Here is a 15,388-nt window from a genome sequence, read left to right as displayed (position 1 = left end):
TTTTTACTCCTAAAAGGAAAACTTCAAACTCAACAGCAACTGCGATGGCCTTAGTCGATAAGTACTCTGCACATAAGAAAATTCGTTGCTGGACACATTTACAAATTCATTGAAGCTTCCAGATAGGGATTTGAGAAACTAATGAAATAAATAGAAATTAAATCAGAAAAAAAGGCAGGTGATAAGCCCGCCTTTTAATTCAAATTACAATGAAAAGCTAAATTATTCCTTTGTGTTATTATCTTTTTTTGTAGTAATTTCTATAACCCCATCTTTAGCTTCTTCGCCATATTTTTCGATAGCGCCAGCCCCTTTTAGCACATTAATTTTTTTAGTATCCTCCGGTTGCAGTTCACTTTTCATGAATTCAGCGGTTTCCCTCTTCCCGTCGATAACCACTAATGGGGAAGCTTGCTGCTGCCCATTGGTGAAAATTGTCGCTTTCGCTTCATAGCCCGTTATTTCATCGGAATCTGACTTTTCCACATGTTTCTGAAAGGCATTTATATCTTCATCTTCTTGATATCGAATGTCTATATTGGTGAGAATCTGATCATCCGACTTTCTCTCAAAATTTTGAAATCCAACGGAATGTGCTTTCTCCTTAATTACTTTTTTTTCAGCTTTCTTTTCAGATTTTTCTAAATCTTTAGTAGTAATGATCACCGCCCCATCTTTAGCGTCTTCGCCATAAAGGGAGATAGCGCTTTCGTTTTTAAGTACCTTCATTTTGGCTATTTCCTCGGGTTTCAAAGCTTCTACATCTTCAATACTGACAATATTGCCATCAATTATATAAATTAAATCTTCAGGAAGTTTCTTACTTTCTATGGATTCCACATCGTGCTCTACTAACTGAGAGTTAGTTGGTTCGCTTGCTTTTTTATTACCTATAGCAATAAAAGCTACTTTACCATTTTCATGAAATTGAGTGCTAATTTTAAATGGGATCATTATCCCGTCCTCGTCAGTTTCTGACTGGAATTCTCGGGAATCCCCTGTTTCTAAAGTATAAGTGATATGGATATTTTTTAGGCTATTAGCTGAGTATTCAATGTTACGCCATTCAAGTTTTACATTTTTTTCAGCAAAGGCATCCTGGTAGTTATCAAGGCTTGCTTTTGAAGTGCTTTCTGAAAAATGAGCTTCTAAAAGTTTTTGACCTTCTTCAGAAGTGGTACTTAAGGTTTTATTGTTTTCGGTCGAAATATTACTTGCTTCGGTCTTTACATTAAAAGTGAGCATGAAAGCCAGAATTAAAGGAAATACAAAGCTTATTCTAATAAGACTAAAATTTTGAGTTGATTGTTTGTTCAGCATAAGAATTCGTTTTTTGATAAATGATTGATAAAATTGATTGGTAAGCGCCGGTTGTAAATTAGGTATGGAAACTTTAACCAGCGTTTGTTGATAAGACTTTTTAGCTCCCGAAATAGCCACTGTTTCTCTATCGGCGATGTATTCCAGGTTTTGCTCCAGGCTTCTTTTGTATAACCAGCTGAGGGGATTAAACCAGAGTAGGGCAGTGGTGAGGTTGGCGATTAAAATATCTACAGAATGCCATTGAGACGCATGTATTTTTTCGTGCTGCAGGATCATTTCCAGATCTTTTTCTGAATGTGCCACAGGATTGTAAACGATAAACCTAAAAAAAGAAAACGGATTTAAATCAGCATCGGTTTTTATGAATTTATAGTTTTCAACTGCAGAAACCTTACTTTCTCTAATCAGTTTGGAAATATTGTAAAGCTGGAAACCAATTTTAATTATAAAAAAAGCGGCAATTAAAAAGTAAATGATTCCGGCTATTTCCCAGATTCCCCAAAAAGAGGATGAGTCTTCTGAATAAGTATTTGTACTGATTGGGATTTCCCCGATTGAGAAATTATTAGCTTCTACTTTTACTTTTTGGGTAAAATAAACCGCGGGTAAAACTGCCGAAGCGATAATGCCTCCCAGTAAAAACTTTCGGTTTTCAGTAAAGCTTGTTTGGTTTTTCAGTAACAACAGGTAGACCAGGTAGAAGATACTTAAAAGCGCTGCGCTTTTTAAGAGGTAAGTTAGAAATGCCTCCATATTATTTTTTCTTTTCGATGATTTCCAGGATTTCCCTTAATTCACGGGCACTTATTTTTTCCTCTTTTGCGAAAAAGCTAACTACATTTTTAAAAGAGTTGTCAAAAAACCGGCTGGTGGCAAGGTCCATATATTTGTCCCGGTATTCTTCTTTGCTTATTTTTGGATAATACCTGTGGGTTTTCCCAAAAGCTTCATGAGCTACAAAGCCCTTTTCCTCCAGTTTCCTTACAATGGTGGAAACCGTATTGTAATGAAGTTTCTGGTCTTTTATTTCGGGTAAAATTTCTTTTACAAAGGCCTTCTTCAGTTTCCAGAGAATGCGCATTATCTCTTCTTCTTTGTTAGTTAGTTTTTCCATTCTTTACTAAGATCTTTGCAGGGTTATTTTTTTCTGAAGATCAAATGTAACGATAAAAATAGTTATCAAACGAAAAAAGTAGTTGTTATTTTTAAAATTTAGATTTCCCATAGCGGCATACTTCTTTTATCTTCGCAAAAAAATCTTGATGAGCATACTTTTCATTTTAATAGGACTGGCGCTTTTAGTAGTAGGAGGTGAGTTTTTGGTTAGGGCGGCAGTGGCTTTGTCTTTTAAATTGAGTGTATCGCGAATGGTAATTGGGCTTACGGTAGTGTCTTTCGCTACTTCCGCACCTGAGCTTATTGTAAGTCTGCAAGCCGCCCTGGGAGGTTTTTCAGATATTTCCCTGGGTAATGTTATCGGATCTAATATTGCCAATATTGGGCTTGTTTTGGGGATTACCGCAATTATTTCTTCACTTGCAGTAGACAGGGAGTTCTATCGCTTTAACTGGCCGGTGATGATGCTTTTTTCTTTTGCTCTTTATTATTTTCTGAAAACCGGTGAAAATATTTCCCGTATAGAAGGGCTGGCCCTGCTTATCGCCCTTATAATTTATCTCATTGTACTTATCTACCGTTCCAGGAAGAAAGCAGAATTGCCCGTGGAAGGTATTGACGATTCCCTGAAGAAAACAACTAATTTCAAGATGATCATCTGGCTTTTAATTGGAGGCGGCACCCTGTGGGGTGGATCAGAATTATTAGTCAGCGGCGCGGTCGATCTTGCAACGGCCCTGGGCGTGAGTGAAAGAGTGATCTCGGTTACTATGATCGCTATAGGTACCAGCGTACCGGAACTTGCAGCTTCGGTAATTGCAGCCTTAAAGAAAGAAAAAGCCATTTCCCTGGGGAATCTTATCGGGTCCAATATCTTCAATATTGCCTCAGTTTTAGGAATAACAGCTCTTATTCAACCTATTTACCTTCAATCTGATGAGATCCTTACCAGTGATATTTTCTGGATGATTGCTTTCTCTTTTGTGTTAGTTCCGTTGGCATTTCTCCCTAAACAATATCTTTTTAGCCGATATAAAGGAATGATATTATTCGTAGGATATGTAATTTTTATTGGTCTTGCATTTTTGGGATAAAATTAGGGGGTTATATTAATAGAAGTTAAAAAATCACATCTTCAACCCTATTTTTTGAAGGGGGTGTTTTAAAAATAACTACATTTGTTGCTGAAATTTATAATTCAAACAGCACAATATGTCAACCTTAAGATTTGAAGCTATTAAACAAACCTTTAACCGAAAACCGGTTAAGATAGAGGAGCCTGCAAGAAGATCTGAAATCTTCGCGACCAATGTTTTTAATGAAGATGTGATGCGTCAGTTTCTTACCAAAGAAGCTTACCAGAATGTGAAAGACGCCATTGAAACAGGAGCCAAGATAAGCCGTAGTGTTTCCGATCATATTTCAACAGGTATGAAGGAATGGGCTATCTCTAAAGGAGTTACTCATTACACACACTGGTTTCAGCCACTTACCGGCACCACTGCCGAAAAACACGATGCCTTTTTTGAAACTGTTGGTCCAACCAGTGCAATTGAAAAATTTGGAGGTGGACAGTTAGTTCAACAGGAACCTGATGCTTCCAGTTTCCCAAGTGGGGGAATTAGAAATACTTTTGAAGCCCGTGGCTATACCGCATGGGATCCAACTTCTCCCGCTTTCATTTGGGGAACTACCCTTTGTATTCCTACTATTTTTGTGAGTTATACCGGTGAAGCTTTAGATTATAAAACTCCATTGCTTCGTGCCTTACATGCCGTAGACAATGCGGCTACAAAAGTTGCTAAATATTTTGACAAAAATGTAACTAAGGTACATGCTACCCTTGGATGGGAACAGGAATATTTTCTTATAGATTCGGCCCTGGCTAATACAAGACCTGATCTTCAACTAGCCGGTCGTACTCTTTTAGGGCATTCTCCGGCAAAAGGACAACAGCTGGACGATCATTATTTTGGATCAATTCCTTCCCGGGTACTTTCCTTTATGAAAGATCTGGAGATAGAATGTATGAAACTGGGTATTCCGGTAAAAACACGTCATAATGAAGTTGCTCCTAACCAGTTTGAGCTGGCTCCAATTTTTGAGGAAGCTAACCTGGCAGTAGACCACAATTCATTGCTTATGGATGTGATGTCTAAGGTTGCCGAAAGACATGATTTTAAAGTTTTATTCCATGAAAAGCCCTTCGCCGGGATAAATGGAAGCGGAAAACACAATAACTGGTCTCTGAGTACCAACACAGGGACAAACCTGTTAGGCCCCGGTTCTACGCCGATGAAAAGCCTTCAGTTCTTAACCTTCTTCATCAATACCATCAAAGCGGTGCACGATAACGAAGAATTACTGAGAGCTGCTATTGCCAGTGCTTCCAACGACTACAGACTTGGAGCCAATGAAGCGCCACCGGCAATTATTTCAGTCTTTATAGGATCACAGCTAACCAAGGTGTTGGATGAACTTGAAAAAGTTACCGATGGTAAGCTATCTCCACAAGAGAAAACAGATCTAAAACTGAATGTAGTTGGAAAGATCCCTGAGATCCTTCTGGATAATACCGACCGAAACCGAACCTCACCTTTTGCCTTCACCGGTAATAAATTTGAGTTCAGGGCAGTAGGATCTACCGCCAACTGTGCCAATCCAATGACTGTGCTTAATACCATAGTTGCCAAGCAGCTTAAGGATTTCAAAAAAGAAGTTGATGAGCTAATTAAAGGCAAGAAGATGAAAAAGGATGATGCTATCTTCAACGTATTGCGAGAGTATATCAAGAAATCCAAGAAAATTCGCTTTGAAGGAGATGGTTATGGCGAGGCCTGGGAAAAAGAGGCTAAGAAACGTGGCTTGAGCAATAACCGTTCTACTCCTGAAGCTTTAAGAGCTCTGGTTTCTAAAAGAACCATAGACCTTTATAAGGAAATGGGAGTGATGAATAAGGTAGAGATCGAAGCCCGTCACGATATTGAACTGGAAGAGTACTCTATGAGGATCCAGATTGAAGGTAGGATTTTGGGCGATATAGCCAGAAACCACGTGATCCCTACAGCCATTCGTTATCAGAACTTACTTATTGAGAACGTAGAAGGTCTTAAGCACATCTACAACGAAGGTTTCAAAGAACATTCCAGGGAACAACTTGATATTATTGAGAAGATTTCGGCGCATATCGCGAAGATCAATAGCAAAGTGAACGAGATGATAGAGGCAAGGAAAGTAGCTAATAAGATCGAAGATCCTGAGGAGCGTGCTTTGTCGTATTGTAACGACGTAAAACCATTCTTTGATGAGATACGATATCACTCTGATAAACTGGAGTTAATGGTAGACGATGAGATTTGGCCATTGACAAAATACCGCGAACTTTTGTTTACAAGATAAATTTGAGGTTAAATCTGTAATAAACCACGTGCTTTCAGGAGTACGTGGTTTTTTAATGGTTAAAATTAAGATGCTTCAGCCATACTAAAAATTGGTAATCTCCTTATATTTGGGCCTTCAACAACACAACAAAATGAGTAAGGAAACCAGCAAACGCTACGCCCAGAGAGGTGTTTCGGCAGGAAAAGAAGATGTTCATAACGCGATTAAAAATGTAGGCAAGGGATTGTTTCCGCAGGCTTTCTGCAAAATAGTTCCTGATCATCTAACCGGAGATGAGAATTACTGTCTCATTATGCACGCCGATGGCGCCGGAACAAAATCTTCCCTGGCCTATATGTACTGGAAAGAAACTGGAGATATTTCTGTTTGGAAAGGTATTGCACAGGATGCCCTTATCATGAATATCGACGATCTGCTTTGTGTTGGTGCTACCGATAATATCCTGCTTTCTTCAACTATTGGAAGAAATAAGAATTTGGTACCGGGAGAAGTGATTTCAGCAATTATCAACGGGACTGAAGAACTACTTAAAGACCTTAAGGAATTTGGCGTGGAAATTCATTCCACCGGCGGCGAAACCGCTGATGTTGGTGATTTGGTAAGAACCATAATCGTAGATTCTACCGTAACTGCTCGTATGAAACGCAGTGAGGTGATCGATAACGCCAATATTAAAGCCGGAAATGTGATCGTGGGTCTCTCTTCTTTTGGGCAGGCGACTTACGAGAAAGAGTATAACGGTGGAATGGGTAGCAACGGATTAACCTCTGCCCGTCACGATGTTTTCTCAAAAATTCTTGCTGAAAAATATCCCGAGAGTTTCGATAATGGGATTCCGGAAGAGTTGATCTATTCCGGATCAAAGAAATTGACTGATAAAGTTGAAAATTCACCGCTTGATGCCGGGAAACTGGTGCTTTCGCCAACCCGAACCTATGCGCCGATAATAAAAAAGATTCTTTCAAAATTCAGCAATAAGGAAATTCACGGGATGGTGCATTGCAGTGGAGGCGCACAAACCAAGATCCTTCATTTTGTTGAAAATCTGCATATTATTAAAGATAACCTCTTTGAAGTGCCGCCATTATTTAAGCTCATTCAGCAGGAAAGCAAAACCGACTGGAAAGAGATGTACCAGGTCTTCAATATGGGACACAGGATGGAACTTTATGTAGACGAGGCAATCGCTTCAGGAATTATTGAGATTTCAAAATCCTTTAATGTGGACGCTCAGATTGTTGGTAGAGTAAAAGCTTCCGAAGAAAAGAAACTTAGCATAAAAAGTGAGTTTGGGGAGTTTGAGTATAAATAGGATCTAATCGGTATATTCCGGATTTATATATCCCATTTCTTCTAATTGATAGGGGCTTGTTATAAGTTTGGTGCAGCCTTTATTTAAAAAATATAGATCATCGGCTATTTCCTGGATTTCCCTGTAGAGATGGTCGGTAACCACAAAGGCTTTATTTTGCTTTTCCCGAAATATTTCCTGTTTAATAATATCGATATAAATCGGGTCCAGGTGGGTAAATGGCTCATCAAGCAAGACCAGTTTTGCATTCGACTTAATGATTAACCAGGTCTCTACCAGTCTTTTTTCTCCTCCTGAAAGCTCTGCGATCCGGTGATTTTTCTTTGATGCAAGCTTCGGAAAATTTTCAGCGAATTCAGCCCAGTTTATATTAAATAAGTTGAACAGGCTTTTCAACTTAATGTGGGAAGGTAAATAGTTTTTCTGCGAAAGGAATTTAACCATTTTTGTACGGTAAAACTTAGTGAGATATCCTTTCCCATCAACTCTTACCAGCTGATTATTCGCCGTAAGGTTTCCGAAGAAAACTTTTAATAAGGAGGTTTTTCCACAACCGTTCGTACCTAAAAGCCCGGTTACTTTGCCGGTTTCGGCTTTGAGGTAAACGCCATAGAGAATATTTTTTTCTCCGAAACTCAGTTCTATATTTTCCAGTTCAAAAACCATAGAGGAGTCTAAAAAGTTTATAGGAAACGGCGGTAAGAATGAATTCTGCCGTAAAACATCCGGCTAAAAGAAATCGCGGGCTAATTCCAAAATTCCTGAAAAATATTAGTTTATCATTTTCAGGAGTAAATCTAAACCAGGCAAATAAGCCTGCAAATAGGATGAATTTAAGAAGTAACGTAGCCTCTGCCGGATTCTTCATAAAAACCAGAAATGCATTCAAAATAAGGCTGGGAAAAAGGAATTTCCTGTAGAAAATAAAGAAGACTCTGATCTTTAGAAACACACTGGTGATTTTATGGCGTTTTTAAAGTTATGAAATAAATAGGTGGGGTAGAATTTCCAAACTCAAAAACAGGCGGTATTTCTTGAAAATTTCAATTACATGAAATCGTCTAAAATATCGTAAATTTGCTATCCTAAAATCAGTGAGGTTTATATGATTGAGAAGCTTAACATAGTAAAGCAGCGTTTTGATGAGGTGAATGATCTTATTATTCAACCTGATGTAATTTCAGATCAGAAACGATATATAGAATTAAACAAAGAGTACAAAGACCTGAAGGCTCTTATGGAAGAGCGTGCCAGATACCTGGAACTCACCAATAATATTAAGGAAGCTGAAGAGATTATCTCTGACGGCAGTGATGCCGAAATGGTCGAGATGGCTAAAATGCAGCTGGAAGAGGCAAAAGAAGAAGTTCCTAAACTGGAAGAGAAAATAAGAATGATGCTTGTTCCCAAAGACCCTGAAGACGCCAAAAACGTTGTGATGGAAATTCGTGCAGGAACAGGTGGAGATGAGGCAAGTATTTTTGCCGGAGACCTTTACCGCATGTACACTAAATATATTGAAAGCAAAGGCTGGAAACATAATATTGTGGATTTCAGCGAAGGTACCAGTGGTGGTTATAAAGAAATTATCTTTGAGGTAACAGGCGAAGATGTTTACGGCACTTTGAAGTTTGAAGCCGGCGTACACCGGGTGCAGCGTGTTCCGCAAACGGAAACTCAGGGTCGTGTCCATACTTCCGCAGCTACTGTCATGGTATTGCCTGAAGCTGAAGAATTCGAAGTTGAAATTGATCCAAAAGATGTGCGAATAGATTATTTCTGTTCTTCAGGACCGGGTGGGCAATCGGTGAACACCACCTATTCAGCGGTGCGCCTTACCCACGTACCTACCGGATTGGTGGCTCAGTGCCAGGATCAAAAATCGCAGCATAAAAACAAGGAAAAAGCCTTTAGAGTGCTTCGTTCCCGTTTATACGAAATTGAGCTGGCCAAGAAACAGGAAGCCGATGCTGCCAAAAGAAATTCAATGGTTTCCAGTGGTGACCGTAGCGCCAAAATTAGAACTTATAATTATTCCCAGGGGAGGGTTACCGATCACCGAATCAATTTAACCCTTTACGACCTCGGAAATATCATAAACGGCGATATTCAGAAGATTATCGACGAGCTGCAACTGGTAGAAAACACCGAAAAGCTCAAGGAAAACTCTGATGTATTTTAAATAGTCACCTCCGCAGCTTGTGCCGAATTTACTTCGGTAAAGGCGGAGGTCTCTTTTTTAGTATTAATGTAATTCGTCAATAAAAATCCAAAACCTTCCAAAAACCAGTTTCAATGTCCAACGAAGAACTTACCGAACAAATACTGAAGAAAAAATCTTTTTTATGTGTAGGCCTGGATGTTGACCTGGAGAAAATCCCTACCTACCTTCTTTCTGAAGAAGATCCTATTTTCAGTTTTAATAAAGCGATTATCGATGCCACCCATAAATTTTGTGTGGCCTATAAACCCAATATCGCTTTTTATGAAGCTGAAGGCATAGATGGCTGGAAAGCTTTGGAGAAAACAATAAATTACCTGCATCAGGAATACCCCGAAATTTATAGTATTGCCGATGCTAAACGCGGGGATATTGGCAATACTTCCCGAATGTACGCTAAAACTTTTTTAAAGGATTTAGGTTTCGATTCTGTAACGGTAGCCCCTTATATGGGAAAAGATTCCGTGGAACCTTTTCTGGAGTTTGAAAATAAACACGCCATCCTTTTGGCATTGACTTCTAATGAAGGGGCTTTTGATTTTCAGACTCAAAAAATTGATGGAGAAGAACTTTATAAAAAAGTAATCCGTATTTCTCAAACCTGGGAAAATGCTGAAAGGCTGATGTATGTGATTGGAGCCACTAAAGCCGAATTCCTTACTGAAATCAGAAAACTTATTCCCGAGAACTTTCTGTTGGTCCCGGGTGTAGGTACCCAGGGCGGAAAGCTGGAAGATGTATGTAATTATGGTTTGAGCAAAAATGTGGGGCTTTTGGTGAACTCTTCAAGAAAGATCATTTATGCTTCCGAATCTTCAAATTTTGCTGAAATAGCCGGTGCTAAAGCTGAAATTCTTCAGCGACAAATGGCCGAGGAATTAAGGCAGCTTTAAACAGGTTTTTATGGAATTGCGGGATCAGCTTCAACGAAAGATTGTATTAGATGGAGTTCCGCAGCGGGTCGTGTCTCTTGTACCCAGCCAAACCGAACTTCTTATCGACCTGGGACTGGAAGAAAAACTGGCAGGGATCACTAAATTCTGTGTTCACCCGGAATATCTTCGGAAAACAAAAAAGGTCGTGGGGGGAACCAAGCAGGTTCATATAAACCGAATTAAAGACCTACAGCCCGATCTCATTTTATGCAATAAAGAGGAGAATACTCCTGAAATGGTGGAAGCTTTGGAAAAAATTGCTCCCGTGCATGTTTCAGATATCAACGAAATTGAAGATGCTTTTGAGATGATGTTTCAGTATGGACAGCTTTTTAACCGGGAAGAGCTGGCTAAAACGATGGTGAATTCCATCCGGAAGAAAATTTCAACATTAAAGGAGATTAATAAAGGTAAACCCACAAAAAAAGTTGCTTATCTAATTTGGCAAGACCCTATAATGATTGCTGGAAAAAGCACGTTTATCGATACTCTATTGCAGTTGAATAATGTTGAAAATGTTTACCGTGAGGATCGATATCCGGTAACAAGTCTTGAAGAATTAAAAGAAAGAAAACCTGATTTGATCTTGCTATCATCAGAGCCTTATCCTTTTTCTGAAAAACATATTGAGTTTTTTGAAAATACCGGGGCGGAAATAATACTGGTAGACGGGGAATATTTTAGCTGGTATGGCTCCCGCTTGCTATACGCGATAGAATACTTTAAAAACCTGAACTTTTAATGGTCTATTTTATCGTATTCCATTCTTTGAAGTTCGTTCAGTATTTTTCTGGCTTTTTCATTTAATCTATCACTTTCTTCCTTATCGGTTAATGCGAGTTTATAGGCACGGTACATAAGCTGTTTATACTTATCACACATGCATTCCTCTTTTGTCCTTGTTTCAAAAATCTTAAACATAGCATCCTCAATCTTAAACATTCCATCCTCCTTTCGTGTACAAAGATAGATTGAGCCTGACTTAAGTTGTGCTAAGTTCTGGTTAAGCTTATTGTAAAATAAGGTGATAAGAGGCTATAAGTGTTAAAAAATTAGGACAAAACCTAACAAATATTAATCCTGGAGCGAAAAAACCCTCTTTAGTAAGGCTGTGCTTCTGGCAGCCACATTTTCCCGGATGTCTTTTTCTTCTATGGCGATCATGGTGTAAACTCCTTCAAGAGCTTCATTCGTAACATAATCAGCAAGATCGGGATTTACATTACTGGTTAAGGGCAGGTTGTTGTACCTGTTAATTATATTGCTCCAAACTTCAGTTGCTCCAACTTTATCCAGGGACTCCTTAACGACCGGGTTAAAACTATTATATAGTTTAGTTTCGGTCTTATTGGTAAGATACATAGTTGCGGCGGTCTCGCTTCCCAGTAAAATGTTGCGGGCATCAGAAAAGGTGATTTCTCTTACCGCATTTACAAAAATGGGGGTTGCCTCTTTAACGGCTTCCTCGGCAGCACGGTTTAATACTTTCAAACCTTCATCGGCAAGGGCATCCAGGCCAACATCCCTCAGAGTTTTATCCACTTTTTGCAATTCCGGCGGAAGTCCGATCCTTACGAGTTCATTACTGTAAAACCCGTTTTCTTCAGTAAGTTTGGTTACCTGTTTATCTATCCCAAAATCAAGTGCCTGTCTCAGCCCGGAAGCTATTTCGGTATCGCTAACCCCAACGGGGTATTCCGACGCTATTTGTTGCAATTCGGCACAGGAATAAAAACTGAAAATACTAAAAAGGACAAATAACTTTTTCATGATCTGGATTTTAGTTCAAAGGTATCAATAAAATCCAGTCTAAACTATCAGTAATGACTGCTGCTCTTTTTAAAGGTAATTTCCGCAATAATTAAAGAAATCTGAAAAACTTTAATCCAACTCTAATTTCTTTGTGATTTTCGTAAATTGCGGAACCTAAAATTCGATATCATTACAAATGGAACAACAGAGCCCATATAAACCTAAAAATAAAATAAGAATTGTAACCGCAGCCTCTCTCTTTGACGGGCATGACGCCGCCATCAATATCATGCGCCGCATCATTCAGTCTACCGGCGTTGAGGTGATTCATCTTGGGCACGATCGCAGTGTTGAAGAGGTGGTAAACTGTGCGATCCAGGAGGACGCTCAGGCAATTGCGATGACCTCCTACCAGGGTGGTCATATTGAATATTTCAAGTATATGTATGACCTGCTCCGGGAGAAAGGCGCAGGCCACATCAAGATATTTGGTGGGGGAGGCGGAGTGATCCTTCCTGAAGAGATCAAGGAATTGATGGATTACGGTATTACCAGAATTTATGCTCCCGATGATGGGCGTGAGATGGGGCTTCAGGGGATGATCAACGATATGGTGAAAATGGCCGATGAAGCTCATTCTGATCTTGATGCTGAAAAGTCTGTTTCAGAATCACTGAAAAATAAGGATGTTAATACCATTGCCAGGCTTATCTCTCTTGCAGAAAATGAACACGATACCTTTCTTCAGCATTTTGAGCCTTTAAGGAAGCAGTTGGAAAATAGCGAAATTCCTGTACTGGGGATTACCGGTACCGGTGGGGCGGGAAAATCAAGCCTTGTTGATGAACTGGTTCGCAGATTTCTCCTGGATTTTCCTGAGAAAAATATTGGGATAATTTCTGTAGATCCCTCAAAGAGAAAAACCGGAGGGGCCCTGTTGGGAGACCGCATCAGGATGAATTCGATCAATAATTCCCGTGTTTACATGCGCTCGCTGGCAACCAGGCAGTCTAACCTTGCGCTTTCCAAACATGTAGCAGAAGCGGTTGAAGTATTAAAGGCTTCCGAATACGATTTGATTATCCTGGAAACTTCCGGAATTGGACAAAGCGATACTGAGATCCTGGATCATTCTGATGTTTCCCTGTATGTAATGACTCCAGAATTTGGAGCTGCTACCCAACTGGAAAAGATCGATATGCTGGATTTTGCAGATCTGGTGGCGATCAATAAGTTCGACAAACGCGGGGCCCAGGATGCCCTTCGTGATGTTAAGAAACAATACCAACGCAATCACCAGCTCTGGGATGAAAAACCTGATAATCTTCCGGTTTTTGGAACCATTGCGTCGCAGTTCAACGATCCCGGGATGAATACGCTTTACCGTGAGATTATGGACAAGATCGTGGAAAAGACCAAAGTTGATCTTAAATCTGACTTTGAGGTTTCCGCAGAAATGAGCGAGAAAATTTTCATTATCCCTCCAAAACGTACCCGTTACCTTTCTGAAATTGCAGAGAATAACAGGGCTTATGACGAAAAAGCTACCAACGAAGCTGAAGTTGCTCAAAAACTCTATGGAATTTTCAAAACTATAGAATCGGTTTCCGGAATGGAGCTGGATAAAGAACAAGAAAAATATCTTAATAAATACGGGATTGAACAGGATGAGATCCTTGAAAGCACAGAGGAATCTCAGAAAAACCTCATGAAACTTTTGTTTGCCGAATTTGACAGGGTTAAAATGGACCTCGATCCTCATCACTGGGAAACGATTCTTGGCTGGCAGCAAAAGGTTACCAAATACCGGGAGCCTGTTTACAGTTTCAAGGTTCGTGATAAGGAGATCAATATAGACACGCATACCGAGTCCCTTTCGCATACTCAAATACCTAAGGTTGCCCTGCCAAAATACAAGGCCTGGGGAGATATTCTAAAGTGGTGTTTGCAGGAAAATGTGCCGGGAGAATTCCCATATACCGCAGGTTTATATCCATTCAAACGTCAGGGGGAAGACCCTACCAGAATGTTCGCCGGAGAAGGTGGGCCGGAGCGTACCAACAGGCGTTTCCATTATGTGAGTCTGGGGCTTCCGGCTAAGCGACTATCTACCGCTTTTGATTCGGTTACACTCTACGGAAACGATCCGGACCATCGTCCTGATATCTACGGAAAGATCGGAAATTCGGGAGTTTCTATTTGTTGTTTGGATGATGCAAAGAAATTGTATTCAGGATTCGATCTGGCCGATGCTTTTACCTCGGTGAGTATGACCATTAACGGTCCGGCTCCTATGCTGCTCGGGTTTTTTATGAATGCCGCCATTGATCAGCAATGTGAGAAATACATTAAGGAAAATGGCCTGGAAGATAAAGTTGAAGCCAAACTTAAAGAACTTTACGACGACAGAAATATAGACAGACCGGTGTATCGTGGTGAACTTCCCGAAGGCAATAATGGCCTTGGCCTTATGCTGCTTGGATTAACCGGTGACCAGGTTCTTCCGGCAGAAGTTTATTCAGAAATAAAAGAAAAAACCATTAGCGTAGTACGGGGAACAGTGCAGGCTGATATCCTGAAGGAAGACCAGGCGCAGAACACCTGTATTTTCTCTACGGAATTCGCCTTGCGTTTAATGGGAGATGTACAGGAATATTTTATCAGGGAAAAAGTGCGTAATTTTTATTCAGTTTCTATTTCAGGATATCATATTGCCGAAGCAGGAGCCAACCCAATTACCCAGCTGGCTTTTACCCTGGCAAACGGCTTCACCTACGTGGAATATTATCTGAGCCGCGGAATGGACATCAATAAATTTGGGCCAAACCTTTCTTTCTTCTTTTCCAATGGCGTAGATCCGGAATATGCGGTGATTGGTAGAGTTGCCAGAAAGATCTGGTCCAAGGCTTTAAAATTGAAATACAGCGCTAATTCAAGGGCTCAAATGCTGAAATATCATATTCAGACGTCGGGAAGATCGCTGCACGCCCAGGAGATCGATTTTAACGACATCAGGACCACACTTCAGGCGCTTTACGCTATTTATGATAATTGTAATTCGCTGCACACCAATGCATACGATGAAGCCATAACCACACCAACCGAAGCTTCAGTAAGAAGGGCAATGGCTATTCAGCTTATCATTAATAAAGAATTAGGCTTGACCAAAAATGAAAATCCAATTCAGGGATCTTTCATTATCGAAGAGCTTACCGATCTCGTAGAGGAAGCAGTTCTTTTAGAATTTGATCGCATCACTGAAAGGGGAGGAGTGCTTGGTGCCATGGAAACCATGTACCAGCGCGGAAAGATCCAGGAAGAAAGTCT

At 40.1% G+C, this 15,388-nt stretch carries 12 protein-coding genes; 7 read left to right on the top strand and 5 right to left on the bottom strand.

Features of this window, described 5'->3' with window-relative positions:
* Positions 1-222 precede the first annotated feature (222 nt).
* On the bottom strand, positions 223-2,076 hold the full coding sequence (locus ACESK1_RS09090) for a M56 family metallopeptidase (RefSeq protein ID WP_372919873.1): 1,854 nt from the start codon (positions 2,074-2,076) through the stop codon (positions 223-225).
* A gap of 1 nt (position 2,077) precedes the next feature.
* Positions 2,078-2,437, bottom strand: coding sequence for a BlaI/MecI/CopY family transcriptional regulator (locus tag ACESK1_RS09085; protein WP_372919872.1), 360 nt, complete (start codon positions 2,435-2,437; stop codon positions 2,078-2,080).
* Positions 2,438-2,585: 148 nt separating this feature from the next.
* Here ACESK1_RS09085 and ACESK1_RS09080 point away from each other — a divergent pair, with 148 nt between their 5' ends.
* From ACESK1_RS09080 to ACESK1_RS09070, 3 genes are all read left to right on the top strand, one after another.
* Positions 2,586-3,533 (top strand): calcium/sodium antiporter, encoded by a 948-nt coding sequence (locus tag ACESK1_RS09080; protein WP_372919871.1) that lies wholly within the window; start codon positions 2,586-2,588, stop codon positions 3,531-3,533.
* 118 nt (positions 3,534-3,651) lie between these two features.
* A complete protein-coding gene (locus ACESK1_RS09075) occupies positions 3,652-5,838 on the top strand; it encodes a glutamine synthetase III (RefSeq protein WP_372919870.1) in 2,187 nt (728 codons plus the stop codon).
* 133 nt (positions 5,839-5,971) lie between these two features.
* Positions 5,972-7,153: an AIR synthase related protein gene (locus tag ACESK1_RS09070; RefSeq protein ID WP_372919869.1), complete on the top strand. Its 1,182-nt coding sequence runs from the start codon at positions 5,972-5,974 to the stop codon at positions 7,151-7,153.
* Between the two features lie 3 nt (positions 7,154-7,156).
* On the opposite strand, the gene ACESK1_RS09065 is transcribed toward ACESK1_RS09070, so the two are convergent.
* Entirely contained in the window at positions 7,157-7,819 is a 663-nt protein-coding gene (locus ACESK1_RS09065; RefSeq protein ID WP_372919868.1) for an ATP-binding cassette domain-containing protein, read from the bottom strand.
* A gap of 439 nt (positions 7,820-8,258) precedes the next feature.
* Here ACESK1_RS09065 and prfA point away from each other — a divergent pair, with 439 nt between their 5' ends.
* From prfA to ACESK1_RS09050, 3 genes are all read left to right on the top strand, one after another.
* A complete protein-coding gene (gene prfA / locus ACESK1_RS09060) occupies positions 8,259-9,335 on the top strand; it encodes a peptide chain release factor 1 (protein ID WP_372919867.1) in 1,077 nt (358 codons plus the stop codon).
* A 113-nt stretch (positions 9,336-9,448) separates the two neighbouring features.
* Entirely contained in the window at positions 9,449-10,267 is an 819-nt protein-coding gene (gene pyrF / locus ACESK1_RS09055; RefSeq protein WP_372919866.1) for an orotidine-5'-phosphate decarboxylase, read from the top strand.
* A 10-nt stretch (positions 10,268-10,277) separates the two neighbouring features.
* Positions 10,278-11,051: an ABC transporter substrate-binding protein gene (locus ACESK1_RS09050; protein ID WP_372919865.1), complete on the top strand. Its 774-nt coding sequence runs from the start codon at positions 10,278-10,280 to the stop codon at positions 11,049-11,051.
* Here ACESK1_RS09050 and ACESK1_RS09045 read toward each other — a convergent pair.
* Positions 11,048-11,251, bottom strand: coding sequence for a Lacal_2735 family protein (locus ACESK1_RS09045; protein ID WP_372919864.1), 204 nt, complete (start codon positions 11,249-11,251; stop codon positions 11,048-11,050). The two genes, ACESK1_RS09050 and ACESK1_RS09045, sit on opposite strands and share 4 nt — an antisense overlap.
* A gap of 132 nt (positions 11,252-11,383) precedes the next feature.
* Positions 11,384-12,079, bottom strand: a complete 696-nt coding sequence (locus tag ACESK1_RS09040) for a DUF4197 domain-containing protein (protein WP_372919863.1) — start codon at positions 12,077-12,079, stop codon at positions 11,384-11,386.
* Positions 12,080-12,257: 178 nt separating this feature from the next.
* On the opposite strand from ACESK1_RS09040, the gene ACESK1_RS09035 reads away from it, so the two are divergent.
* On the top strand, positions 12,258-15,388 hold a 3,131-nt coding region (locus tag ACESK1_RS09035; RefSeq protein ID WP_372919862.1), incomplete at its 3' end, for a methylmalonyl-CoA mutase family protein.

The sequence above is a fragment of the Salegentibacter sp. genome (assembly GCF_041642575.1).
Lineage (GTDB): Bacteria > Bacteroidota > Bacteroidia > Flavobacteriales > Flavobacteriaceae > Salegentibacter.
This window is presented reverse-complemented; position numbering and strand designations above follow the sequence as displayed.

Bases quoted from the DNA above. Each gene is read 5' to 3' on its own strand.
- ACESK1_RS09090 (WP_372919873.1), bottom strand. From the start codon at position 2,076: ATGGAGGCATTTCTAACTTACCTCTTAAAAAGCGCAGCGCTTTTAAGT.
- ACESK1_RS09085 (WP_372919872.1), bottom strand. From the start codon at position 2,437: ATGGAAAAACTAACTAACAAAGAAGAAGAGATAATGCGCATTCTCTGG.
- ACESK1_RS09080 (WP_372919871.1), top strand. From the start codon at position 2,586: ATGAGCATACTTTTCATTTTAATAGGACTGGCGCTTTTAGTAGTAGGA.
- ACESK1_RS09075 (WP_372919870.1), top strand. From the start codon at position 3,652: ATGTCAACCTTAAGATTTGAAGCTATTAAACAAACCTTTAACCGAAAA.
- ACESK1_RS09070 (WP_372919869.1), top strand. From the start codon at position 5,972: ATGAGTAAGGAAACCAGCAAACGCTACGCCCAGAGAGGTGTTTCGGCA.
- ACESK1_RS09065 (WP_372919868.1), bottom strand. From the start codon at position 7,819: ATGGTTTTTGAACTGGAAAATATAGAACTGAGTTTCGGAGAAAAAAAT.
- prfA (WP_372919867.1), top strand. From the start codon at position 8,259: ATGATTGAGAAGCTTAACATAGTAAAGCAGCGTTTTGATGAGGTGAAT.
- pyrF (WP_372919866.1), top strand. From the start codon at position 9,449: ATGTCCAACGAAGAACTTACCGAACAAATACTGAAGAAAAAATCTTTT.
- ACESK1_RS09050 (WP_372919865.1), top strand. From the start codon at position 10,278: ATGGAATTGCGGGATCAGCTTCAACGAAAGATTGTATTAGATGGAGTT.
- ACESK1_RS09045 (WP_372919864.1), bottom strand. From the start codon at position 11,251: ATGTTTAAGATTGAGGATGCTATGTTTAAGATTTTTGAAACAAGGACA.
- ACESK1_RS09040 (WP_372919863.1), bottom strand. From the start codon at position 12,079: ATGAAAAAGTTATTTGTCCTTTTTAGTATTTTCAGTTTTTATTCCTGT.